Annotated in this window: 16 protein-coding genes; 11 read left to right on the top strand and 5 right to left on the bottom strand. The window is 60.4% G+C overall.

Annotation, left to right across the window (positions count from 1 at the left end):
• The first annotated feature begins 234 nt into the window (after nt 1–234).
• From HMPREF2927_RS00805 to HMPREF2927_RS00785, 5 genes are all read left to right on the top strand, one after another.
• Nucleotides 235–2,238, top strand: a complete 2,004-nt coding sequence (locus HMPREF2927_RS00805; protein WP_070684731.1) for a DUF6541 family protein — start codon at nt 235–237, stop codon at nt 2,236–2,238.
• Between the two features lie 171 nt (nt 2,239–2,409).
• Nucleotides 2,410–3,147 carry a glycosyltransferase family 2 protein gene (locus HMPREF2927_RS00800; RefSeq protein ID WP_005507977.1) on the top strand — a complete coding sequence of 246 codons (738 nt, stop codon included), beginning with the start codon at nt 2,410–2,412 and terminating at the stop codon, nt 3,145–3,147.
• Nucleotides 3,148–3,525 (top strand): DUF2304 domain-containing protein, encoded by a 378-nt coding sequence (locus tag HMPREF2927_RS00795; protein WP_005507976.1) that lies wholly within the window; start codon nt 3,148–3,150, stop codon nt 3,523–3,525.
• A 51-nt stretch (nt 3,526–3,576) separates the two neighbouring features.
• Entirely contained in the window at nt 3,577–4,452 is an 876-nt protein-coding gene (locus HMPREF2927_RS00790) for a glycosyltransferase family 2 protein (protein ID WP_070684729.1), read from the top strand.
• Between the two features lie 116 nt (nt 4,453–4,568).
• Entirely contained in the window at nt 4,569–5,954 is a 1,386-nt protein-coding gene (locus HMPREF2927_RS00785) for a hypothetical protein (RefSeq protein WP_005507974.1), read from the top strand.
• A 105-nt stretch (nt 5,955–6,059) separates the two neighbouring features.
• Here the strand turns inward: HMPREF2927_RS00785 and HMPREF2927_RS00780 are convergent, their stop codons facing one another.
• The 3 genes from HMPREF2927_RS00780 to HMPREF2927_RS00770 form a co-directional block, all read right to left on the bottom strand.
• Nucleotides 6,060–7,175 carry an acyltransferase gene (locus tag HMPREF2927_RS00780; RefSeq protein WP_210399815.1) on the bottom strand — a complete coding sequence of 372 codons (1,116 nt, stop codon included), beginning with the start codon at nt 7,173–7,175 and terminating at the stop codon, nt 6,060–6,062.
• 54 nt (nt 7,176–7,229) lie between these two features.
• Nucleotides 7,230–8,222 carry a glycosyltransferase family 2 protein gene (locus HMPREF2927_RS00775; RefSeq protein ID WP_005507972.1) on the bottom strand — a complete coding sequence of 331 codons (993 nt, stop codon included), beginning with the start codon at nt 8,220–8,222 and terminating at the stop codon, nt 7,230–7,232.
• Between the two features lie 62 nt (nt 8,223–8,284).
• The gene (locus HMPREF2927_RS00770; RefSeq protein ID WP_070615769.1) at nt 8,285–9,271 is read right to left on the bottom strand and encodes a glycosyltransferase family 2 protein; all 987 of its coding nucleotides are present in this window, start codon (nt 9,269–9,271) and stop codon (nt 8,285–8,287) included.
• Between the two features lie 236 nt (nt 9,272–9,507).
• On the opposite strand from HMPREF2927_RS00770, the gene HMPREF2927_RS00765 reads away from it, so the two are divergent.
• A complete protein-coding gene (locus HMPREF2927_RS00765) occupies nt 9,508–10,800 on the top strand; it encodes an MFS transporter (protein WP_070684727.1) in 1,293 nt (430 codons plus the stop codon).
• A gap of 84 nt (nt 10,801–10,884) precedes the next feature.
• On the opposite strand, the gene HMPREF2927_RS00760 is transcribed toward HMPREF2927_RS00765, so the two are convergent.
• Nucleotides 10,885–11,799, bottom strand: coding sequence for a shikimate dehydrogenase (locus tag HMPREF2927_RS00760; protein WP_070684812.1), 915 nt, complete (start codon nt 11,797–11,799; stop codon nt 10,885–10,887).
• A 240-nt stretch (nt 11,800–12,039) separates the two neighbouring features.
• Between HMPREF2927_RS00760 and HMPREF2927_RS00755 the strand changes: the two genes are divergently transcribed.
• The 4 genes from HMPREF2927_RS00755 to HMPREF2927_RS08860 all read left to right on the top strand — a co-directional run bounded on the left by HMPREF2927_RS00755 (nt 12,040) and on the right by HMPREF2927_RS08860 (nt 20,638).
• Nucleotides 12,040–16,929, top strand: a complete 4,890-nt coding sequence (locus tag HMPREF2927_RS00755) for an NAD-glutamate dehydrogenase (RefSeq protein ID WP_070684724.1) — start codon at nt 12,040–12,042, stop codon at nt 16,927–16,929.
• A 375-nt stretch (nt 16,930–17,304) separates the two neighbouring features.
• The gene (locus tag HMPREF2927_RS00750; RefSeq protein WP_070684722.1) at nt 17,305–18,660 is read left to right on the top strand and encodes a hypothetical protein; all 1,356 of its coding nucleotides are present in this window, start codon (nt 17,305–17,307) and stop codon (nt 18,658–18,660) included.
• A gap of 33 nt (nt 18,661–18,693) precedes the next feature.
• Nucleotides 18,694–20,439, top strand: a complete 1,746-nt coding sequence (gene pelF, locus HMPREF2927_RS00745; protein WP_070684720.1) for a GT4 family glycosyltransferase PelF — start codon at nt 18,694–18,696, stop codon at nt 20,437–20,439.
• On the top strand, nt 20,381–20,638 hold the full coding sequence (locus HMPREF2927_RS08860) for a putative glycoside hydrolase (protein WP_246827313.1): 258 nt from the start codon (nt 20,381–20,383) through the stop codon (nt 20,636–20,638). The genes pelF and HMPREF2927_RS08860 overlap by 59 nt, the downstream gene beginning before the upstream one ends.
• Before the next feature lie 273 nt (nt 20,639–20,911).
• Here the strand turns inward: HMPREF2927_RS08860 and HMPREF2927_RS00735 are convergent, their stop codons facing one another.
• A complete protein-coding gene (locus tag HMPREF2927_RS00735; protein ID WP_070684716.1) occupies nt 20,912–22,348 on the bottom strand; it encodes a glyceraldehyde-3-phosphate dehydrogenase in 1,437 nt (478 codons plus the stop codon).
• A gap of 288 nt (nt 22,349–22,636) precedes the next feature.
• Between HMPREF2927_RS00735 and HMPREF2927_RS00730 the strand changes: the two genes are divergently transcribed.
• Nucleotides 22,637–23,572, top strand: coding sequence for a carbohydrate kinase family protein (locus tag HMPREF2927_RS00730; RefSeq protein WP_070684714.1), 936 nt, complete (start codon nt 22,637–22,639; stop codon nt 23,570–23,572).
• Nucleotides 23,573–23,648: the final 76 nt, after the last annotated feature.

The raw sequence follows: 23,648 nt of genomic DNA, 5'->3' as shown, positions 1-23,648 counted from the left end.
AGCGTGAAATATTACGTCATAATCTTCGTCTTTTGGGAGCTTCGAAGATGCACTCCGCCGATTGCCTCGCATTAGGGTCTGAATAGCGGGTTGTGGGTGCTGTCCCTCTCTCTTCTGCGGGGTTTCGCGGGGTTAAAGAAGCCTCTGGGGTATCCTTGCTAGGTACTCGAAAGCGCGCCGCGCCCCGTATTTGAGGGGTTTTTCGGTGCGTGAACTGTGGGGAGAAGAGGGTTAATGAGCTGGTTGGCAATTATTCCGCTGTTACTTTTTGCGGCCGTGTTGGCTTTCGGCCCCGGCTATGCGATGGGCTGGGCGTTGCGTGTTCCTGCACGTCTGCGCGTTTTTTATGCGCCGCTGCTGACTTTTGCTCTGGTGGCTGTTTCCGCGATTGTGCTGGGTAAGACCGGCATTCCGTGGAGCCTGATTTCTTTTGTGCCGGTCGCTGCCGTGATGGTGGCTGCGGCTGCTGGTCTCATGTGGCTGGTGGGTCGCCGTTGGCCTGCCCTGGCGTCTGCCTCGTGGCCGGGTAATGATGTTCCTGTGGCATGGCCGGTGGTGGGTGCTGTGTTAGGCGGATTCCTGGTGCTGCACATGACCGAGGACATGGTCTACGGGCCTGAGGCGTTCTCGCAGAGCCTGGATAACTCATTCCATATGAATGCAATCCGCTGGATTCAGGAGCACGGCGACGCCTCGAGCCTGACCCTTGGAGCAGTCGCTGCAGCAAACCAGGAGCCGACGTTCTACCCGGCGGGTTGGCACGATTTTGTGTCCCTGATTTATAGCACCACGGGTACGAGTATTGCGACCGCCACCATTGTGACCGTGCTACTGGCTGCCGGCATTTTGTGGCCCTGCTCGCTGGTGGCGCTGAGCCTGAGCATCCCGAAGCTGCGTCGCCTGCAGGCCCTAGCTATTCCGGCGATGATTTGCGGTTTTGCGGCTTTCCCGGGCCTGCTACTGCGCTGGGGTGTGCTCTTCCCGAACCTGCTGGGCTATGCCCTGCTACCTTCATTTGTGGCGCTCATGGTGTACCTGGTACAGGTGATGGTACGCCGCGAGTATTCGGCATCCCTATCGCTGGGTTTAGCCTCCCTGGTGGGTCTTGCGGGTCTGGCGCTGGTGCATCCGAATGCGGTGGTCTCTGCCGCAGCCTTTGCTGTACCCCTGCTACTGGCCGGGGTGACGTGGGTAGTGCGCTCGCGCGAGCTGACCTCTCGCCAGAAGTGGGTGAGATCCGCTCTACTCGGGCTGGTAATTCTTGGGTGTGTGGGTGCCTGGTGGTTCCTGCGTCCTGGCGCATCTGCCAGCAACACGTGGGAGCCTATGCTCACCGAAGGTGAGGCGCTCTACCAGTTCCTCTTCTTGGGCCTGGAGAACGCCAATCAGTTGAGAGATACGTTCAATCCCTCGTATCTGGCCGGTTTCCTGGCCCTGTGGGGCGCGGGGTACCTGCTGTACAAGCACCGCAACCTGTGGCTGATTGCCAGCTGGGTGCTGATTGGTTACCTATGGATTGTGTCCGCCTCGGTGCCGCGCGGCGAGTTCCGCTTGTTGATGGTTGCTCCCTGGTACACGGATCATTTCCGCTTGGCGGCGCTGGTGGTATTCCCCTCGGTGATTCTGGCTGGTATCGGCTTGGGCGGCTTCGTGGAAGGTCTGCTTACCTGGGTTGCGCGCCGCGCGCCGCGCCCGGCACGATTGAAGGTTGCGACCGTCGGCATGGGCGTTGCGATGGTTCTGGTACTGGTAGTTGCTGGTCTTTCTTCGCGTGTACCCTCGGTGCAGGAGACAACTCTGGCGGTATCGCAGGAATACCGAGTGACCCCGACCTCTGTGGTGCTGAATCAGGACGAGATGAACGTCATTAACGAGATCCCGAAGATCGTGCCGAAGGGCGATGTGATCGTGAACAACCCCTGGGACGGTAGCGCCTATATTTACGCGCTGGCAGATCGTCACCTGACGGGATACCACTTCGAGTTTGAGACCTCACCCAAGTACTCGGCAATTATGCACAACCTCAAGGACGCTCGTACAAATCCGGAGGTGTGCCGCGAGGTGAACAAGTACAAGGCCCACTGGTACGTTCACCTGGAGAACCAGTTGAACTTCGGCCCAGACGCACAGAAAAACTACGACGGCCTCGTGGCTGCCATTGGCACGGACGTTCTGACCCCGGTGTACTCCTCGGGGCCGATGACTCTGTATCGCATTAGCGCTTGCGATAATAACTAGTATCTGGCACTTTTGGGCTGCCTGAAGTATTGCGGGGGTGGCGTGGAGACTAGGCCACCCCCGCGGTGCTACTTCGAGCGTCGTTAAGAGAGTACTGATAAGATGTAAAACCGGTATGCCTTTGTGCGCATACTAACTTCCGTATGCCATACACACAAGAGATAGCACCGCATGGAATCAGAGACTTTTACGCAGACCCCTCGGCCCCTCATCATTATGCCCGCGTGGAATGAAGAGGAAGTTATTGGGGGCACAATTGAAGAACTTTTCCGCATGATGCCTGAGGTCGACCTGGTAGTCGTCAATGACGGGTCCACCGACCGCACCTCTGAGATTGCGCGCGCTACCGGCGCTTTCGTGATTGATCTTCCCTACAACATGGGTATCGGTGGCGCTTTGCGCACCGGTTACAAGTATGCTCGCCAAGCCGGATATGATTGCGCGATTCAGGTTGATGCTGATGGCCAGCATGACCCGAAGGGTATCCGCACTGTGCTTGCTGGCCTGGAGGATGTCAACATATCGATCGGTTCCCGCTTTGCTGAGGCGACGAACTATAAGGTGTCTGGTCCGCGTAAGTGGGCGATGGTGGTTCTGGCCCGTATGTTTACGATGATTTCAGGCGAGAAGTTCACCGACGCCACCTCCGGCTTCCGTGCGGCAGACCGCAAGGCGATTGAGCAGTATTGCGAGCATCTACCTGCTGAGTATCTGGGTGACTGTATCGATGCCTGCGTGATGGCGATTCGTTCTGGCTTGACTGTAAAGCAGGTGCCGGTTGAGATGCGTGAGCGTCAGGGTGGTACTCCTTCTTCGAGCCCGTGGAAGTCTGCGGTGTACCTGGTTCGTTCTTTCTTCTCGTTTGGCATGTCGATGACTCGCCAGAAAACGAATGTGGGGTCTAAGTAAATGAGTGCAAATATTTTCTTCCTTCTCATCGTGGTGGTGATGGAGGTTCTCGTTCTGGCGCAGGTACGCAACCAGAAGATGAAGGAAAAGTACGCCGCACTGTGGCTTATCGTTGGCGTCATCATGATTGTGCTAGCGCTTTTCCCGAAGCTTTTGGATGCCCTCTCGCGTCTGGTGGGTATTGAGACCCCGGTCAACCTGCTGTTCCTACTGGCGATTATTATGCTGATGGGTATTAGCTTGCACTTGACCCTGGCTATCTCGAAGATTACGGATGATATGCGTACCCTCGCTGAAGAAGTTGCGATTATGAAGGCTCTTCAGCGTCAGCCGCAGGGCGCTTCCCGCGCCACAGAGCGAGAGCAGAAGAAGCCCTAAAGCCCCTGATTTTTATACGTTTCTACACGTTTGAGCTTGGAGTAATACCTCATGACCGTTGATATTCTGTTCCCCTACTACGGCGACGTTGCCATGATGAAGCAGGCTGTGCTGTCTGTGGTCGGTCAGACCAACCCGGACTGGCGCATGATTGTTATCGATGACGGCTACCCGGACGACTCGATTCCCGGCTGGTTCGAGTCGTTGAAGGATGAGCGCATCACCTACATGCGTAATGAGAAGAACTTGGGCGCGAACGGTAATTACCGCAAGTGCTTGACCTTCGTAGAGAATGACCTGGTCACCGTCATGGGTGCTGATGACGTCATGCTCCCCAACTATGTGCAGTGGCTGGTGGATTCGGCGGCGAAGCACCCTGAGGCATCCATTTTCCAGCCCGGCGTGGTCGTGATTGATGAGAACAACGGCCTGTCGAACACTATGGTGGAGCAGACTAAGGCGTTCTACCGTCCCAAGGGTGAGGCTGTTCTGCAGGGTGAAGAGCTGGCTACCTCCCTGCTGCGCGGCGCGTGGTTCTACTTCCCGTCCCTGGGTTGGCGTAAGGACGCTATCGTGGGCACCGGTTTCCGTGAGGGCCTGAACGTTATTCAGGACATGGCGCTGATCCTCGACATTACGATGCGCGGCGGCTCCCTGTACTACGATCCGCAGGTTGCGTTCATGTACCGTCGTCACGGTGGTTCTGACTCGTCCTGGCGTGCCCTGGAGGGTACCCGCTTTGATGAGGAGCGCCGCTACATGAACACCATTGCTGATGAGATGACTGCCCTGGGTTGGACGAAGGCTGCCCGCGTGGCCCGTATCCGTTTCTCCTCGCGTGCTCACGCGCTGACTCTGCTGCCGAAGGCGGCCCTGGCGAAGAAGTGGCAGGGTGTTAAGAACCTTGCCGAGCATGTGGTGAAGTAAACCTATATTTGTGTGCGGTGCGTCGTACATCCTGCGGTGGATGTGCGGCGCATCTGCGTATGTAATGATGGTTTGTGTTGGCGGCTATATTGGCGGCTAGGAATGAGGAGGACGCGGTGAGCGAGTCGGTACAGCACCCCGATAAGAGCGGGGTGGAGGAACACCCCTCTCGGGAGGCCCAGTCTTCGGGTACGGTCACCCGCTACCAGTCCCTGGCGCTTTTGGGTTCGTCCCTGTTGGCGGCGGTCTCCACGCTGTTGGTGACCATGATTGCTCAGCGTGCCCTGAACGGTTCGGAGCTGACGGAGTTCCTGCTGTTCTGGGCGGCGCTTTTCACTGTGACGGGTATTATCACGGGTATTCAGCCGGAGATTACGCGCGCGGTGGGTACGGCACGCACCCGTGCTGTAGCTGACAGGGCTTTAGCTAACAGGGCTGCATCTGCTGAGGGTTCCGCGCCGCAGGGCGCCCGCGTGGTTACGGTGACCGCGGCTCTGGGTGCTATCGCTGGTGCGCTGGTGTTGGTGAGCTCCCCTCTGTGGGCGGGCCAGCAGATTCCGCATTCGGCGGCGGTGGGCGTGACCGTTATGGCGGTGGGCGTGTTCCTCTACGCCCTGCAGGCGACTATGAGCGGTGTGACCGCCGGTGAGGACCGCTGGTACCTTTTTGCGGCGGTGGGTGGTCTGGAATCTGCCGGGCGCCTCATCCTCATGCTTGCGGCTGCGCTCATGATTCCTTCCCTTGCCGGTCTTGAGGTGGCAACCGTCGTGCCGATGGGTCTGTGGCTCATCCTGGCGTTCGTGACCGTCTCGGGTCGCCGCCTGTGGGTCGCTCGTGCCGATGTACCCGCGGGGCGCCTGATAACCAATATTCTCTGGTCGTTCCTGTCCTCTGCCGCCGCGGCGGTGCTGATGATGGGCTTCCCGAACGTGCTGAAGGCGAGCGGCGCCGCGGAGAGCGAGCCAGTCGTGTTGGGCACCCTGATCCTGGCGATTTCCATTACCCGTTCGCCGATCATGATTCCCCTGCAGGCGTTCCAGGGTGTGGCGGTTTCTGCCTTCTTGAAGCAGCGCCACCGCCCCGTAGCGGCGTTCATTAAGCCTGCCGCCGCAGTGGTGGCTGTGGGTGCTGTGGGCGCGTTGGCGGCGTACCTGGTGGGTCCGCTGCTGTTCCGCCTGATTTACCCGCCTGCCGCAGGTGCAGAGTCCGCGTACGAGGCGGCAGCCTCCGGCATCACCCTGGGTGCGCTGGTCTTCGCCTCGGCACTGCTGGCGCTCATGACCCTCTCGGGCAATATGGCGCTCGCGGTGAACCAGCACCGCATCTACCTCGCCGGTTGGGTGGTTGCCGCGGCGGTGACCTTGAGCTTGGCGTTCCTGATTCCCGCGCCGCTGGTGCCGCGCGCTATTGTGGCGTTGGCGGTCGGCCCGGTCTGCGGCTTCGTGGTGCACATGGTTGGCGTGGCTTTGGCATCCCGCACGGAAGAAGCTCACGCCGAGTAGCTTAAAAACCTCTGCTTAAAAACCTCTGCTTAAAAACCTATGGGAGGGGCACGTACATGATGTACGTGCCCCTCCCAACGTTTAAACCTGGTAAGCGGCTCACCGCTAGGGAATCAGCCACTTGCGGACCGGCGGAATCCAGCGCAGCAGCCACACCAGAATCAGCGAAGAAGCCCACACCAGCAGCGCGTAGGGTGCCTCCAGGCGGTAATCCACCAGCGGCCAACCGTAGGCGGCGAGGCCCTGAATAATCAGCAGGTGAATCAGGTACACACCAAAAGTCAGAGCCGACAGCTTACGCAGACCCGTCTGAACCGCCTCCGGCAGGCGATTCAGCGGCAGAGATTTGAAGAACACGAACACCGCCGCGGCCCAGAAAATTGTCGGAACAGACAGGTACTCGGTCGCCAAACCGCCCAGGCCCGGGTGGTTCAGTACCAGGTACGGGCCCACCAGAATATGCGCCAGAGAACCGGCAATACCCAGCACATAAATCACCAGACGCCACGGCAGGCTAAACTCCGTATTCGCCAATGCATAACCCAAGAAGCAGAAGCCCACATACCCCACGATGGGTGCCGAGAACTCCGGCATAAACTGCGGATTAATCTTCTGCAGGGTAGCAGTCGCAATGGGCATCAGCAGACCCAGCGCAGCCATCAGCCACGCCAGCTGCACCTTCTTCTCACCGGCACCACGCAGGGCGTACGAGAAGATCGGCAACACCAGGTACACGCCGATGAGCGCCTCCAAATACCAGAGGGTCACACCCACCTTGTTCGGCGCCAACAGCACCGCCAGAATCTCCTCACCCGTAGGCAGGGGAGTGTGCTTAAACCAGCTGCGCGCAAAGAGATACACCTGACCCCACACCAGCAGCGGAATCAGAATCTTCGTGAAACGCTTCTTATAGAACGTGCCGACGCTCTCACGGTTCGTGAAATTCAGCAGGGTAATGCCCGAGGCCATGAAGAAAAGCGGCACAGCCGCAACCGCGGTACCCGAAAGAATGTTCTCGAGAACCCAGCCGGGCGAATCGTAATCCACCCGATAGTTGAACCGCACATGCAACGCCACCACGAAGATAATGGCAAGACCATTAATAAGGTCCAGGTACACCTTTCGCGCGGGCTTAGGGCGCGCGGCAGGCACCTGAGACTCAGGCTGAGCATCCGCAGGTTGAGAAGACGCCACCTGCGCCGATGCAGGTTTGGAGGACATGAAAATCCGCTCCAATCAATGTGTGTGAGTGTGATGGGTACAAGCACCCGAATTCTAAAGGTTATAGACCCGCTTAACGTACGCGCCGTACAGCAGACGGTACAGCGGCATGCTAGTCTTCAACAGCAGACCCGCCGCACCAAACACCGGGCGGATGCGCAACGCAAGCAGCGCATCGCTCACCGTAAAACCGGCACGGCAACCCGCCAGCACAGCCGGTGCGCTCTCACCGCCCACAATCAGCGCCTGCTGCGCGTTATTCAGGTACGCAATAACCCGGGCAATCGTCAGCGCCTCCTGACCGGCAAGCAGATGATACGTGCTCGTACGCTGCAGAGACTTCTCAAAATACTCCAGCAGGCGGCGAGTCTCAGACAGGGGAGTAATACGGCTCCACGTCAGGCTTCCCGCGCTCACCGCGTACGCGTACAGCGGCTCGTCAATGACGGTCACGCTCTGTGCTCGTAGGTAGCAGTCCAATAGCGCACACTCATCCTCGGCTCGTTCAATCTGCGGGTATCGAACACCTTCAAATAGTTCGCGGCGAATAATCTTATCCCAAGCGTAAGGAGACAGCTCATCCTTAAGCAGGGCGAACGCCGCCTCCTGACCGGTCAGCGTGCCGGGGGCACCCTTCAGGCGCTGCGTAGTCGAACCGTCGGTCGCCACCATGTTGTGGGCGCAATTGACCACCTGCGCCCCCGTACGCTCCGCGTGGTGGTGCAGGCGCTCCAGGAAAATCGGGTAGAGAGCATCATCAGAATCGGGGAACGTCACCCAATCGCCACGCGCCTCATCCAGGCCCTGGTTACGCATCGCGGACAGGCCCTGATTCTTGGGGTTATTGAACACGCGCACGCGCTCATCCGGGTTCTGCTGCAGATAGTCGGCAATCAGTTGCGCCGAATGATCCGGGGAGCCGTCAATCATGACCAGAAGCTCAAAATTGGGGTCGGTCTGCGCCAGCACCGACTTAATCGCCGCAATGACGGTGGAAGCGGTGTTGTAGACCGGCATAATGATGCTCGTGCGAGGGATGGCAGACATGAAAGACAGGAACCTTTAAGAACGGGGCTAATAAGAACTGTGATGATAAAAACGCTGAGGGGTTACATGCCGTAGGCGCGGCGAACGTACGCGCCGTACAGGGTGCGGTACAGGGCGGGGGAGAGCTTCAACAGCAGGCTCGCCGCACCCACCACCGGGCTAGAACGTAGCGCCGGCACAACCCAACCCCACTCGATTTGGCGGCGGCACTCGCGGATTACCGCGTCCGAGTCGGCGCTATCGCTCATGAGCGCCTGCTGGGCATTATTCAGGTAGGTCACCGCAGAAGAAATCGCCATCGCCTGCTGACCCTCCTTCGAGGAGAGCAGGGGTGCACCCGCTTCACGCATGTAGCGGGTGTGGCGGATACTTTCCTCCACCGGGGTCACGCGGCCCCACGTCAGACCCTCAGAGCCCATGTGGTACAGGTACAGGCAGTCCGGGATAACCTCAAGCTTCTGCGCCTGCATGAGGCACTCAAAGACCGCGAGGGCATCCTCGGCGCGGTGAATATCGGTTGCGAAACGTACCGAAGAGAAGAGCGAAGCGCGGAAAATTTTATCGTGCACAAAACCCGTAAAACGGTTCAGCAGATAGTTGATGGCAATATCGCGACCCGTGTACGTACCGGGCGCATCCTGCGGGCGGTCCATCGTGGAGCCGTCGGCGCGGGCAATGGTGTGACCGCAGGTTGCCACATCCGCGCCGTTACGTGCCGCCGCGGCGTGTAGGCGCTCCAGGAACTCGGGGCGGTACGTGTCATCAGAGTCAATGAACGTAATCCACTCGCCGCGCGCCTCATCCAGACCCTGGTTGCGTGCTGCAGACACGCCGGCGTTCTGCTCATTGTCGAACAGACGGATGCGGGGGTCGGGGGTGTTCTGCAGGAACTCGCGAATCACCTTCGAGGAACAATCCGGGGAGCCGTCAACTACTACCAGCAACTCAAAATCGGGGTCGGTCTGCGCCAGAACGGACTCCATCGCGGCGATGACAGTGTCAGCCGTGTTGTAGACCGGCATGATAATGCTGGTGCGCGGTGAAGACATGGTACCTCTTAGAGAACATTGGTGACGGAACTACATACAGATACATCATACGGGGGCTGGGGGTATCAGCCTGCTATTCCTACTTCATACTGTCTTCATACTCTGGGAACTTAGGTAACCCTATGGAAAACAGGTGGTGTGCTCCCTACACTGGAAGGGCACATTGACAGACCGCACGGGCCGCCCACACCAAGGCCCCGCCCCTCCCAACGGGTATAGCACCGAAGGAGCCACCCATGAGCCGACGCACCGACGCGCCCGCCCGATCACCACGACGAGCCGCCCTCGCCAGCTGGATAGGCTCCGCCCTCGAATACTACGACTTCGCCGTCTACGGCACCGCCGCGGCCATCGTGCTCAACCGCATCTTCTTCCCCGAAGACACCGCCGCCATCGGCATCCTCAAGTCCATGGTGGTTGTGGGCGTCGCCTACGTTGTGCGCCCCTTCGGCGCCATGATCGTTGGGCCCCTCGGTGACCGCTACGGCCGCCGATTCGTCCTGATGCTCACGCTCTTCCTGATGGGCTTTGCCACCTTCGCAATCGGTTGCCTGCCGACCTACAGCGAGGCGGGTATCCTCGCCCCCACCCTGCTGGTCATCTGCCGCATGATTCAGGGCCTCTCCGCCGCCGGTGAGCAGGCAAGCTCCATCTCCATCTCCCTGGAGCACGCCAACGAGCATCAGCGCGCCTTCACGACCAGCTGGACCCTGCAAGGCACCCAGTTCGGCTCGCTACTGGCAACCGCCGTGTTCATTCCCTTCGCCGCACTGCCGGACGAGCACCTGCTCAGCTGGGGCTGGCGCGTACCCTTCTGGCTCTCCGCCTTTGTGGTGGTGACCGCCTGGCTGATTCGCCGCACCCTCTCCGAGCCGCCCGCCTACCTGCAGCGCGAAAAGCTTACCGAGTCCCCGCTCATGCTGGTCTTCAAGCACTACAAGCGCGCCGTACTCACTATTGCCGTGTGCGCCATGGTCAACACCGTGAACATGGTCTTCACGACCTTCGCGCTTTCCTTCGCCACCAAGGGTTACGGCCTTGACCGCAGCACCATGCTGCTGGTGCCGGTCGCCTCCAACACTCTCGGCCTGATTGCGATTCCGCTCGCCGCCATGCTTGCCGACCGGATCGGTCGTAAGCCCGTGTTCATTACCGGTGCGGTTGCTTCGTCCCTGGTGATGTTCCCGTACCTCGGCGCGATTACCGAGGGTAACTGGGTGGGTATCTTCACCTACGGCGTGCTCATGCACGGTGCGCTGTACTCCATGGCGAACGGCGTGTGGCCCGCCTTCTACGCGGAGATGTTCCCGACCCGCGTGCGCGTGACCGGCCTGGCGTTGGGTACCCAGATTGGCTTCGCAATTTCTGGAGGCGTGGCGCCCGCCGTGGCGACGAGCCTCGCCGGTGCCGACCTGCATAACGCGGTGCTGCCCGCCGTGTTCACGGTCGCCATGTGTGTGCTCGTGGCGTTGGGTGCGCTGACGGCTCGTGAGGGGTACAAGAAGTCCCTGGCTGAGCTGGATGCATAACCCGAACAATATATTCCGTATATAGAATAAATACAGGTGGGATTGGATAGTTAGCTATCCAACCCCACCTGTATGTTTAACCTTCTAAGCCCCCTGCTGAGCCGCAATCAGCGCCTCAAAATGCGCCGCCATACGCTCAGCGTTCGGTTCCAGCCCGGTGAAGAGACGGAACGCATCCACCGCCTGACCCACCGCCATATAGCCGCCCGTCAGCACCTCGCACCCGGCGGCACACGCCGCGCGCACCAGCTGCGTCTGTTGCGGCAGGTAGATGACGTCCGCAACCCACAAACCCTCATGCAACACCCCGGCGCTCAGCGCCGACTCGCTCAACGGCATACCCGGATGCACGTGCATACCCACCGGGGTTGCGTTCACCAAACCCTGAGCTTGTAGTAGAGCTTCAATCAAGCGTTCATCGTCGCTCAGCACCTCGATTCGGGTCTGCGGGAAGAGCCCACCCAGCTGCTCCGCAAGCCCCTGCGCCTTCGCCGCGTCACGCTCAAAGAGACTCAGGCAGCGCACCCCCAGGCGGCACAGGGCGTACGCCGTGGCGCTACCGGCACCGCCAGCGCCCAGCTGCACCACGTGCTCCAGGCGCGCCGGATTCTCCGCCACCTGCGGCAGGCCGCGCTTCAATCCCGCAATGAACCCGGAGTAGTCCGTGTTATCGCCGTAGAAGCTGCCGTCCTCGCCAATCACCACGCAATTGACCGCGCCCAGGGCGCGTGCCGCATCCGACAGCTCGTGCAGGTGCTCCATGACCGACTGCTTGCACGGGTGCGTGATATTGAAAGCGTTAAAGCCGAGCAGTGCCGCCGCATCCAGAAGCGCCGGGGCGGAGGAGCCATCCAGGTTCAGGGCGTCCAGGTCGACGGGGCGGTACAGGTAGCGCACCCCGTGCGCGTCCGCTTCCGCCTCATGCATGGGAGGGGTCAGGGAGGAGGTGATGCCGTCACCAATGAGACCCACCAGGAAAGATTCAGTACGCAAACTCATAGTTTCACTGTACGTGTCCATCCCTCAAGATGCACCTACTTTCTTGAACCCGTACCAAATGCGTGCTGGATTTGGGAAGAAGATAAAAATAATTTCTACGCCCACAAGAGCGATATGTCTGACAGAAACATCTCGAAGGTATAAGCTTGGTATAAGTGCTCGCGCGCCACGGCGCGCACATGAGACCACACAGACACCGTCACAGTGAAGTGATACCGATATTCGGAGGATAGATTGTCAATGACTGACAAGGCTATGGCACACTTCGCTGGCGCCGATGCATGGGTCGAGCAGTATTTCCTGAACAGCCCCGAAGATGAGCGTGAAGAGTTCACCCCGGCAGAGTTAGAGGATTTGGCTCGCACCCACCGTGCGCTGGCTCAAATCCGTCTGCCCAAGACCGCTGTCGTTGCCGCACGCAACGACGAGTACAACACCACCCTGTACGTCGCGACCGACGACATGCCGCACATCGTCAGCTCCCTAACCGCATGCCTTGCCGCGCACTTTGGTGGTTTCGTCACCATTCTTCACCCCACCTTCCTCGCTGAACGCGGCCCGGACGGTACCCTCCTGAGCCTGCGCGGCACCGGCATGCGCGGCAACCTCGCCAGCGGCGACCCCGCCACTCTTGGCGTGCCCTCCCTGAAGCTCAGCGAGAACGCCCCGGCGGATACCACTGTCGCTATTGAATCCTGGATTGCGGTTCGTCTGACCCGCTACCTCACAGAGGAAGAGCAGCGCCGCTGCGAGAAGGAAGTTGAGCGCGTCCTCGCTGACGTTCGCGCCTGCCACACCGACCTGGATGCCATGGTCACCCGCGTTTTCGACCTGGCGCAGTCCATGTACGACCTGCGCGGCGCAACCCTGGGTCACGGCGAGGAATCCTACGCCGCCAACCCGCGCGGTGTGGAGCCTGCCTCCCGTGTGGAGGTGGCACAGGACTTCCTGCGCTGGCTGACCCGCGGCAACTTCGTGTTCATGGGCGTTAAGGAGCGTGTGCTGGACGGCACCTCCGGCGCTATTTCGCTGGTGGACCGCCCCGGTTCGGCGCTCGGTATTCTGCGCACCACGGAGGGTAAGAGCCGCATCCCCCTTTCGGGCGAGACCCTGGAGCGTGCCCTGTTCCCGCGCCCCCTGTACATCACGAAGGCGAATTCCCGCTCCACCGTCGCACGGAACGACTACCTGGACTACATTGGTGTGCGCCGCTTCGACCTGAACGGCCGCGTGATTGGTGAGTACGTCATTCTGGGTCTGTTCACCCGTCAGTCGTACGCGCTGCCCGCCATTGAGACTCCGCTGGTGCGTGAGCGTATCGCGATGGTGCGCCGCCGCCTCGGCTACCACCCCGGTTCTTACTCTGACAAGGCGCTTCTGGGTGCCTTGGAGGATTACCCGCGCCTGGAGCTGCTGCACGCTTCTGCTAATGATCTGACCGATACGTTCGGCGGCATCATGGGCCTGGAGGAGCGCCGCAAGACCCGCCTGTTCCTGCGTGCCGACCAGTTCAACCGGTTTATTTCCGCCGTGGTGTATCTGCCTCGGGACCGCTACAACACGAACGTGTGCTCCCGTATCCAGCAGGTGTTCCAACAGGAATTTGATCTTAGTGCCATCGACCATGAGGTGTACCTGTCCTCCTCATCGTTGGCGCGTCTATTTTTCCGCATTCGGCTCACCAACCCTAATGATGTGCCGAAGACGGATCATCAAGCTCTCGAAAAGCGACTGCAAGAAGCCGCCCGCTCCTGGGTGGAAGCAACCGCAGCTGCTATTGAGGCATGGAAACCCGGAGCGGCAGGCCGCCGACTCGCATCAGCCTGGGCAGATGCGACTAGTGCAGCCTACCGAGCCGATTACACAGTAGAACAAGCAATCGAGGATATCGTGATTCTTGAATCTCTCTCGGGCCAGAAGCCCGCCGCAATCAAGGTTGAAGCCGGCGAAGCCAACACTACCCGACTGAAGACCTACCTGTCCGCACCTCACACCCTCACCGAGCTTCTGCCGGTTATGCAGAATATGGGTCTGGTCGTTGTTGATCAGAAGCCCTACGAGTTCAAGCCTGAGGATGGCGAAGACTACGGCTACCTCTATGACTTCGGAGTTGAATTCCCCGAGGGCGTGGACGCAAACACTGTGGCTTCCCTTTACGAGGATGCCCTGAACGCCTACCTGCTCGGTGAGCGCGAGTCCGATACCCTGGACCGCCTGATCCTGGCTGAGGGCCTGACCTGGCAGGAAGTACGCCTGTTCCGTGCCCTGAACCACTACCTGATTCAGCTGGGCCTGGGCTACACCCCGTCCTTCATGTCGAACACCCTGCTCGCTAACCCGGCCATCACCAAGCACCTGGTCGAGTTCTTCGAGATCAGCTTCGACCCGAACAACGGCCTGAACGACGAGCAGCGCAACGCACGCCGCGAGGAAATCGAAGCAGCACTGGCTGAGGAACTGAACCAGATCCCCACCCTGGACGCTGACCGCTACCTGCGCTCCCTCGGCAAGGTTATCCGTGCTATCCTGCGCACCAATGCATACCTTACTGACCGCCCCGCACTCGCATTCAAGGTGGCACCGCAGGAGATTGACTTCGCACCCCTGCCCCGCCCCAAGTTCGAAATCTTCGTCTACTCCCCGCGCGTTGAGGGTGTTCACCTGCGCTTCGGTAGCGTCGCACGTGGTGGCCTGCGCTGGTCCGACCGCCGCGACGACTTCCGCACCGAGGTTCTGGGCCTGGTCAAGGCACAGATGGTGAAGAACTCCGTCATTATCCCCACCGGCGCGAAGGGTGGCTTCTTCCCCAAGCAGTTGCCCGACCCCGCTGTGGATCGTGACGCATGGATTACCGAGGGCCGCGAGTCCTACAAGGTCTTCATCGGCTCCCTGCTGGACGTCACCGACAACCTTTCCGTTGGCGCTGACGGCTCCGAGACTGTTGTCCGCCCCGAGGGCGTTGTAGCACGCGACGCTGACGACTACTACCTGGTGGTTGCAGCGGATAAGGGCACTGCAGCATTCTCCGACACCGCAAACGCAATCAGCCTGGAGCGCGGCTTCTGGCTGGGCGACGCCTTCGCATCCGGCGGCTCCGTCGGCTACGACCACAAGGCAATGGGCATCACCGCACGCGGTGCATGGGAGTCCGTCAAGCGTCACTTCGCTGAGCTTGGCCACGACGCTCAGACCGAAGAGTTCACCGCAGTCGGCATTGGCGACATGTCCGGTGACGTGTTCGGTAACGGTCTGCTCCGGTCCAAGGCAACCCGCCTGGTCGCAGCATTCGACCACCGCGACATCTTCCTGGACCCGAACCCGAACGCGGCAGTGTCCTTCGATGAGCGTCAGCGCCTGTACAACCTGCCCCGTTCCTCCTGGCAGGACTACAACCGCGACCTGATTTCCGCCGGTGGTGGCGTGTACTCTCGCGGCCTGAAGTCCATCGAGATCACCCCCGAGGTGCGCGAGGTTCTGGACCTGGACGAATCCGTCACCGAGCTGGCACCGACCGAGCTGATCTCTGCCATCCTCAAGGCACCGGTCGACCTGATCTACAACGGCGGTATCGGCACCTACGTGAAGGGCTCCACCGAGACCAATGCACAGGTAGGCGACAAGGCTAACGACGCACTGCGCGTCAACGGCAAGGACCTGCGCGCCAAGATTGTTGGCGAGGGCGGTAACCTCGGCTTCACCCAGCTGGGTCGTATTGAGGCTGCACTCAACGGCGTTATCCTCAACACCGACGCAATCGACAACTCCGCAGGTGTGGAAACCAGTGACCGTGAGGTCAACATCAAGATTCTGGTGGACCGCCTCGTGGCACACGGCGAACTGCCCGTTGAAGAGCGTGCTTCCTTCATTGAGTCCCTGCAGGACGAGGTCGGCGGCAAGGTCCTCGAGACCAACGTTGAGCAGAACGTGCTGCTGCAGGGTGAGTTCCACGGTTCCTTCCTGGGCCTCAACCTGTACAAGCGCCTCATGCACGACCTGGAAGAGCACGCCGGCCTGAACCGCGCCGTCGAGTTCCTGCCCACCGACGAGGAGCTGGATGCACGCCTGGAGAACACCGGTGAGCGTCTGACCCGCCCCGAGCTGTCCGTACTGGCTGCGTACGTGAAGATTTACCTCACCCACGCACTGGAGCAGACCGACTTCGCGGACGACCCCTACCTGGAAGGCGTTCTGCGCAGCTACTTCCCGGCAGCACTGGTTGAGCGTTTCGGTCAGCACCTGGACTCGCACCCGCTGCGTAAGGAAATCATCTGTACCCGCGTCGCTAACGAGCTGGTCAACATCGGCGGTATCACCTTCGCATACCGCGTGATGGAGGAGTTCAACGTCGGTATCGATTCCGTCGCACGCGCCTTCATCGTCTCACGCGAGCTCTTCGAGCTGGGCACCGCAGCTAAGCTGCACCGCGAACTGCCCCCGAAGACCCCGCTGGATGCATGGTTCACCGTTCTGCGCGACAACCAGCGCATTCTGGACCGTGCAGTCCGCTGGTTCATCACCGAGCGTGGCGTGGTTGCTGGCACCAGCATCTCTGAGCTGCTGGAGATCTTCGGCTCCGTTGTCGAGATGCGCCGTAACTTGCCCGAGTACCTCTCCGGCGCCTCCCGCGACCGTGTTCGTGCAAAGCGCGACGCAGGCGAGGCATGGGGCCTGCCCGAGGAACTCATCGTTATCTGGATCCGCGGCTTTGAGGGCTACGCCCTGCTGGACGTTATCCGTGCGGCACGCGACCATGACTTCGAAGCAACCTCGCTGGCACCGGTCTACTTCGCAACCTACAACCGCTTCACCGTGGACGAGCTGCTCGGCCTCATCTCCGACCTGCCCCGCAACGACCGCTGGGAGATCCTGGCACGTCAGGCACTGCGCGGCAGCCTCTACGAGACCGCAGCAGAGCTGGCACTGTCCGTGGCAGAGGGCGCCAAGGGCGACTTCTCCACCGTGGAAGGTGCACAGCAGGCTCTGGAAACCTGGGTTGAGGAGCACCCGACCCGCGTCGGCAACATCGACCGCGTTCTGAAGGAGATTCGCGAAGCTGCTCCCGACGCATCCGGTCACCCGCGCCTGGCTGTAGTGTCTGTGGCACTGCGTACTCTCTCGAGCGCATCCTAATCAGCTAAGACCCTTACGGGTCGCCGCTTAGAGCATCCCGGTTCCCTCCAATCGGAGGGGCCGGGATGCTTTTGTGCAGGGGGGAAGATGCCGCAAACTCTGTGCAGAAAAACCTCCTCTGACAAGGAGCGATACGTTTTTACACTAAATGCAGTGTGGGAATGTGCTCTAAATTCCGCCAAATATCAAGTAGAGGGTTAAGGAAACCAAAGGTTTTAGTTGATATATGCCGTATATTGATTCACGGCGGCATCAGCGCAAGCCATGGGGACCCGGCACTTCTTGGCATGACGAGTCTTCCCCTGGCGCGTCACACGGTGCTGTTCAAACACACTGCCCCTAATCTTTACGATTATCGACTGAAAGTCTGCAAGATTGTCTACCAACCACGGTACTGAGGAAAAAAGCAACAGCGCATGGCGCCTCCTCATTAACTTTCTGCTTTACGTCTCTCCGGTTGTCCTGCTGACCACCGTCTTCCCCATGGTCACCCCGACCATTAACCGGTACAACCTCGACGGCGTGCCCCTAATCCAGGTGATTCTGGCAACGTCCATTACCGTTCCTTGGCTCAGTCAGGCAGCCTACCTGCCCCTTTACCGTGCTATCCAGATGGAGCACAAGAAGATTGCGGACGCCCGCGAAGGCCTGCGTATTCATGCTGAAACCCTTGAGCACCAGCTCAAGCGCGCCGAAGCACGAGCCGTACGCGCACGCATGTCCGAACCGCAGTTCCAGGACATTACCGACCTGACCGGGTTCACCCGCAACTGGCTCTACCTCTTCTTCATGACCATGCCGCTGGTGCTGCTCTTCGCCGTGCCGGTCGCCCTCGTCCTCCACTGGACCCCGACTGCATTCGGTGCGTTCTTCGTCCTGGGCGTTCTCAACATTGCGTTCGCGCAGCTGCTGGTCATCCCGAACCTCGCGAAGAACCGCATCATCTGGTTCATCGCGTGGCTTGGCTACACTCTTGCGCTGTTCTTCTTCCCGAAGGAATGGTTCCTGCCGCCGCTGGTTGGTTCGCTCATTCTGCTGGTGAGCCTCGGTAAGGACCTGGTGCACCTGTTGCACTTCGCGCGTATCCCGCTCAAGGACATTGCGCTCGATGCCCTGCGCGGCTTCTTCACCGGCTCCATCATCTGGGCTGATAAGTACATGCTCTTCCTGGTCACCGGCGGCGAAATCAACGTCGTGGCAATCTACCTGAGCCTGATCCCCTGCGTTATCGCCTACAACTACTTCTTCGTGGTGGAGGCAGACCGCGTCAACGCAAGCATCCAGCACCTGTGGACCATCTTCGACCGTCTACCCTACAAGGGCGTTCGGGAGGAGTCCTCCAAGGCTCTGCGCGCCTCCAACCACGCTATCCGCAACTCCCTGCTGATTTACATCGCCAGCGCTATCGTCACCGGCATCCTGATGTACATCTTCCTGCCGCAGTCCTACCCGCTGGCGCTCTCCGGCCTGGTCGTGGCGTTCCTCTTCGTTGCTGTGGCAGTGCTGATCTACCAGATCGAGTACATGACCATGTACGTCACCGTGCAGCTGCTCTCCGTAGTGCACCTGGTGCTGCTCTTCATCTCCTTCATGATTCTGCCCAACGAGACCGGCTACCTGCCCGTCATCGTGGGTGAGGCAGTGCTCGCCTTCGCATGCTACCGCGTCTACCGTCAGGCGTGGGCAGCCCCCGAGTACTCCCTCTTCTGGCGTCGAGCCCTCGCCTGGTAAGAACCGCACGGTCCGCGAAAGATACATACGACAATGACTGAACAGATGTACCGAAACCACTACGCGCCGCTGCAGCTTCCGGCTCCTGGCCCCCACTACAGCGACCCCGAATACCCGGACGTTGACGTCGCCATCATCATGGAATCCACCTACCCCTACCTCAAGGGTGGTGTTTCCGCGGTGGTGCACGATATTGTCTGCGAAAACCCGGATCTGACCTACGGCATTATTCACATCGCCTGGGATAAGAACTCCCCCCACGAAGACCTCTACGGCATGCCCGAGAACGTCAAGTGGGTCAAGGTGCTGTACCTGAGCCTGGAAGTCAACCGCGACGCCTTCGCGGAAGCCTGCGACCCCTCCGCACTGCGCATGAACTTTGCGCAGCGTCAGCAGCTCACCCAGCGCCTCATGGACGGCTTCAGCGCCCTCATCGCCGGTGACGTGAACCCCCTCTGGAAGCTCTACGACGAGGGCATCAACCCCGCAACCCGCAGCTACAACCTCTTCGGCCTCTTCGGAACCCGCGAGTTCATGCAGGCGATTGCAGGCCTGGGCTTCTTGTCCGAGGTGCCCTTCGGTGAGCTCTTCTGGAAGGTACGCGACTTCGTCTCCATCCTCTTTGCGCTCTTGCGCGAGCGGATGCCGCACGCCCGCGTCTACCACGCCCACACCACCGGCTACGCGTCACTCATCGCCGCCGCAGCCGCACGTGACCACGGCACCAGCTTCCTGCTGACCGAGCACAACCTGTACATTCGCGACACCGTGAACACCAGGCTCGAACGCAACATGGCGAAGCCCGTCACCACCGACTACGCCTTCCTCAACGAGGAGCGTGAGCACCCCGGCCTGGGCCCGGTCACCCTCGACGAGCGTGCCTGGTCCGTCTGGTTCGTCGAACTGGGACGCTTCTGCTACCCCAGCGCCGACATGGCAACCTACCTGTACCCCAAGGCTCTGGAAGAGGCACGCGGTATTGGCGCGCCCATCGACCAGATGAACGAGGGCGAGAAGGACCGCGCAATCATCCTGCCCAACGGCATGCTCATCGAGTCCGTGGCTGAAGCCTACTACGCCCGCCAGACGGCGCGTGCCCGCATCCTCGCTGAGGGCCGCGGCCACGTGTGGCGCTTCGTGTTCATCGCCCGCGTGGTGCCCATTAAGGGCCTGACTGACCTGATTCGCTCCCTCGCGGTGCTGCGCGATCAGGGTCTGGTGAACTTCCATCTGGACGTGCTCGGCCCCAAGGACCACCTGCCCGAGTACTACGAACTGTGCCTGCGCACCATCGAAGAGCTCAACATGGGTGAGTACATCACCTTCCACGGCACCATGAACGTGCGTGCGATGCTCGACCGTTTCGACCTGCTGCTCATGCCCAGCTACAATGAGGGTCAGCCGATTGTGGCGCTCGAGGCGATGGCTGCGTCCATCCCGCTGGTCAGCACCGACGTGGGCGGCATGTCCCAGCTTATCGACGATGTGCTGGTCGCCCCCGATGGCCACGAAATCGGTAACTGCGGTATCTTGACCATCCCCGGCGATATTCACGGCTTCGCGGCGGCACTGCGCATCCTCATGGAGGAGCCCAGCATCTACGAACGCTACTGTGTGAACGCCTACGACCGTATCGTCAGCTTATTCCAGCTGCGACTGGTCATGGACCGCTACAACACGATCTACCGCGAGCTGGGTAAGCTGCCCCTCGCAGAAGAAGGTGACGATTCTGCGTACCCCGCTCAGCGACCGCAAGGCTCCGACTACCGGCACGGATGAGAATTTCCTCTACGGTTTGGTGGGCTTCTGGGTGTTCGGTGGAGGCGCCTTCACCGGCATCAGCGCAACCCACCACGACGCCTACGACGAGATTCCGCACGCCCCGGAGCTCTCCTATTACCTGGGGGATCCGGTCGGCGGCATTATCGCGCAGAGGACGCTCAGACTCGTGCCTTTACGCGTGGCTGGGCTGCTCTGAACACCGGCTCGAAGGATGTGACCGTGAAGGTTCCCTCCGGCCTGGTGGATGCGGCAAATCGCCCGGTGCCCTTGAGCTTCACGCTGCGGGCGCATCAGGGTGTGGTGTATCGCCGTAAGGCGTAATTTACTGCTCGCGTAGCTCTTCTGAGCTTCTGCGCGGCACCGCTCATCTGCGTATATAACCTTATAAACAAACCCACCGGTATATATAGCCAAATGGCTATATATACCGGTGGGTTTGTTATATGTGTGCTAGATGAGCTGGGGTAGCTTACTTAGCGGGGTAGGAGGGCACTTCGTAGCCGCCCATGCGCTCCAGAACGCGAATCACCTGGCAGGAGTAACCGAACTCGTTGTCGTACCAGACGTAGACAATTGCGGAGTCATCGGTCACCACGGTAGCCAGCGAGTCCACAACACCTGCGGTGCGGGAACCCACGAAGTCGGTGGAAACAGCCTCGGGGGAATCCGAGTAGCCCACTTGGCGGCGCAACTCGCCGTCGATGGACTCGCGGCGGAACAGCTCGTTCAGTTCCTCAGCGGAACCTGCGGGCTTGGTCAGCTTCACGTTCAGGATTGCCATGGAGACGTCCGGGGTGGGAACGCGGATAGCGTTACCGGTCAGCTTGCCTTCCAGCTGCGGCAGAGCCTTAGAAACAGCCTTAGCTGCACCGGTCTCGGTGATGACCATGTTCAGCACAGCGGAGCGACCGCGGCGGTCACCCTTGTGGAAGTTGTCGATCAGGTTCTGATCGTTGGTGAATGCGTGAACGGTCTCAACGTGGCCGCGCTCAACACCGTATGCGTCATCCAGAACCTTCAGTGCCGGAGTAATCGCGTTGGTGGTGCAGGATGCTGCGGAAACAATCTTGTCCTCATCGGTGATGACGTTGTCGTTCACGCCGAACACGATGTTCTTCATGTCGCCCTTACCGGGAGCGGTCAGCAGAACACGAGAAATGCCGGGGCAGTTCAGGTGCTGCTCAAGGCCCGGAACGTCGCGCCAGCGGCCGGTGTTGTCCACCAGCAGAGCGTCCTTGATGCCGTACTCGGTGTAGTCGACAGTGGTCGGGTCAGAGGAGTAGATGAAGCGAACCGGAACACCGTTAGCGATGATGGTGCTGTTCTCTTCGTCCACCTCAATAACGCCCTTGAAGGGACCGTGAACCGAGTCGCGCTCCAGCAGGGATGCACGCTTGACCAGGTCCTGATCGCCGTTCTTACGGACCACAACAGCGCGCAGGTTCAGACCGGAACCCAGCGGCGAGGAGGAGCGCTCCAGCAGAATACGAGCCAGCAGGCGACCAATACGACCGAAGCCGTACAGCACAACGTCCTGCTCCTTGGGCTGGTCGCCCTGGTGGTTCACGGAGGAACCCAGCTGCTCGGGCAGCCACATGGACAGCTCGGGGGAGCCAGCCTCGTGGTGTGCCTTGTGCAGGGCAGCAATGTTGATCGAGCACGCGCCCAGGTTCAGCTCAACCAGAGCACGAACGAGCTCCAGGGAGTGCGCGGGGTTCAGGGGTGCACCATCAATCTGGGATACGAAATCGTGCAGCTTCAGCAGCTCAATGACAGACTTGTTGACCAGGCTGCGGCCGTGAATGCTCAGCACCACACCGTTTTCGCGGTGCAGCTTACCGATGAGGGGAATCAGCTCCTCTGCGGTAGCCTCACGGTTAACCCAGGTAGCGGTTGCAGTCGTCACGTATGACCTTCTTCCTAACTTCGTCGTTGGAGGGTAGGCGCGACGGTGCTGTCGCGTCAATACCGTGCCGGGCGTTAAAGACCCGGCGTCGGTTTAAGTCTAACCCGTGTGAACCCCTCCGGAGCCTCAAAATTAGTGTTATTGGGGCTAAAACTCAGAAGAGGTAGAAGTCAGTTCCCGCACCCGCCTGGCAAGCCAACACAAGCCCTCAAAAAGAAAAGTAAAACCACTTTAAATACCCACAAAAACACACTCCATGCCCCGGAAAACATAGGTAGAATTGAAACCATGTTGACTGTAATCGGTGAAGCACTCGTAGACGTCGTCCACCAGCACGACGGAGAAACCCGCGCCTACCCCGGCGGATCGCCCATGAACGTAGCCGTGGGTGCACGCCGCCTCGGCCACCTCACCAACTTCGTCGGCCACTACGGCCCCGACGCCTACGGCAAGAGCATTGACGCGCACCTGGAAGCATCTCAGGTGACTCTGCCCTTCGAGCACAGTGCTGAACGCACCTCCGTCGCTCAGGCAACCATCGGTGCCGACGGCGCAGCAGAGTACGAATTCGACATCACCTGGTCCCTCGACTCCATCGCCGAGAAGCTCACCGAACTGGCACGCACCTCCGATGCAGTGCACACCGGCTCCATCGCCGCTATGCTCGAACCCGGCGCGCACGTGGTCGCCGCAGCCTTCGAAGCAGCCCGTGACAGCGCCCTGCTCAGCTACGACCCAAACTGCCGCCCCACCCTCATCCACAACGTTGACGAGGGCCGCGCCTGGGCGGAAAAGTTCGTGTCCCTCTCCACCGTCGTGAAGGCATCCGACGAGGATCTGCAGTGGCTCTACCCCGACCGTTCCCTCGACGACAGCGCACGCGCATGGCTTGGCCTCGGCGCCGAGCTGATGGTCATCACCCGCGGCGAGGACGGCCCCATCGCCTTCACCAAGAAGTACCCCGAGGGCATCAGCCAGCTCGCACACCGCGTTGAGGTTGCGGATACCGTCGGTGCCGGCGACTCACTCATGGCGGCACTCATCGCGGGTCTGCTCGACCGCGGTATCGCTGGTGCTGAGGCGCGCACCAAGGTCGCCGCACTGACCGCCGAAGACATCGCCGACCTGCTGCGTTTCTCTGCAACCGCAGCCGGCATCACCGTCTCCCGCGCGGGCGCTAACCCGCCCACCCGCGAAGAACTCGACGCCGTACTCAACGGCTAAATAATCTACGCCTCGCCGGCGGATAGCTCACTCTGTCCGCCGGCGTCGCCATATCCACCCGCACCCCAACGCTGAG

Source organism: Rothia sp. HMSC061E04 (assembly GCF_001813685.1).
Lineage (GTDB): Bacteria > Actinomycetota > Actinomycetes > Actinomycetales > Micrococcaceae > Rothia > Rothia mucilaginosa.
This window is presented reverse-complemented; position numbering and strand designations above follow the sequence as displayed.

What these genes read in the sequence shown, in the direction of transcription:
- HMPREF2927_RS00790 (WP_070684729.1), top strand. Translation starts at nt 3,577, where the DNA reads ATGACCGTTGATATTCTGTTCCCCTACTACGGCGACGTTGCCATGATG.
- HMPREF2927_RS00730 (WP_070684714.1), top strand. Translation starts at nt 22,637, where the DNA reads ATGTTGACTGTAATCGGTGAAGCACTCGTAGACGTCGTCCACCAGCAC.
- HMPREF2927_RS00755 (WP_070684724.1), top strand. Translation starts at nt 12,040, where the DNA reads ATGACTGACAAGGCTATGGCACACTTCGCTGGCGCCGATGCATGGGTC.
- HMPREF2927_RS00765 (WP_070684727.1), top strand. Translation starts at nt 9,508, where the DNA reads ATGAGCCGACGCACCGACGCGCCCGCCCGATCACCACGACGAGCCGCC.
- HMPREF2927_RS00775 (WP_005507972.1), bottom strand. Translation starts at nt 8,222, where the DNA reads ATGTCTGCCATCCCTCGCACGAGCATCATTATGCCGGTCTACAACACC.
- HMPREF2927_RS00760 (WP_070684812.1), bottom strand. Translation starts at nt 11,799, where the DNA reads ATGAGTTTGCGTACTGAATCTTTCCTGGTGGGTCTCATTGGTGACGGC.
- HMPREF2927_RS00770 (WP_070615769.1), bottom strand. Translation starts at nt 9,271, where the DNA reads ATGTCTTCACCGCGCACCAGCATTATCATGCCGGTCTACAACACGGCT.
- HMPREF2927_RS00795 (WP_005507976.1), top strand. Translation starts at nt 3,148, where the DNA reads ATGAGTGCAAATATTTTCTTCCTTCTCATCGTGGTGGTGATGGAGGTT.
- pelF (WP_070684720.1), top strand. Translation starts at nt 18,694, where the DNA reads ATGACTGAACAGATGTACCGAAACCACTACGCGCCGCTGCAGCTTCCG.
- HMPREF2927_RS00800 (WP_005507977.1), top strand. Translation starts at nt 2,410, where the DNA reads ATGGAATCAGAGACTTTTACGCAGACCCCTCGGCCCCTCATCATTATG.
- HMPREF2927_RS00805 (WP_070684731.1), top strand. Translation starts at nt 235, where the DNA reads ATGAGCTGGTTGGCAATTATTCCGCTGTTACTTTTTGCGGCCGTGTTG.
- HMPREF2927_RS00780 (WP_210399815.1), bottom strand. Translation starts at nt 7,175, where the DNA reads ATGTCCTCCAAACCTGCATCGGCGCAGGTGGCGTCTTCTCAACCTGCG.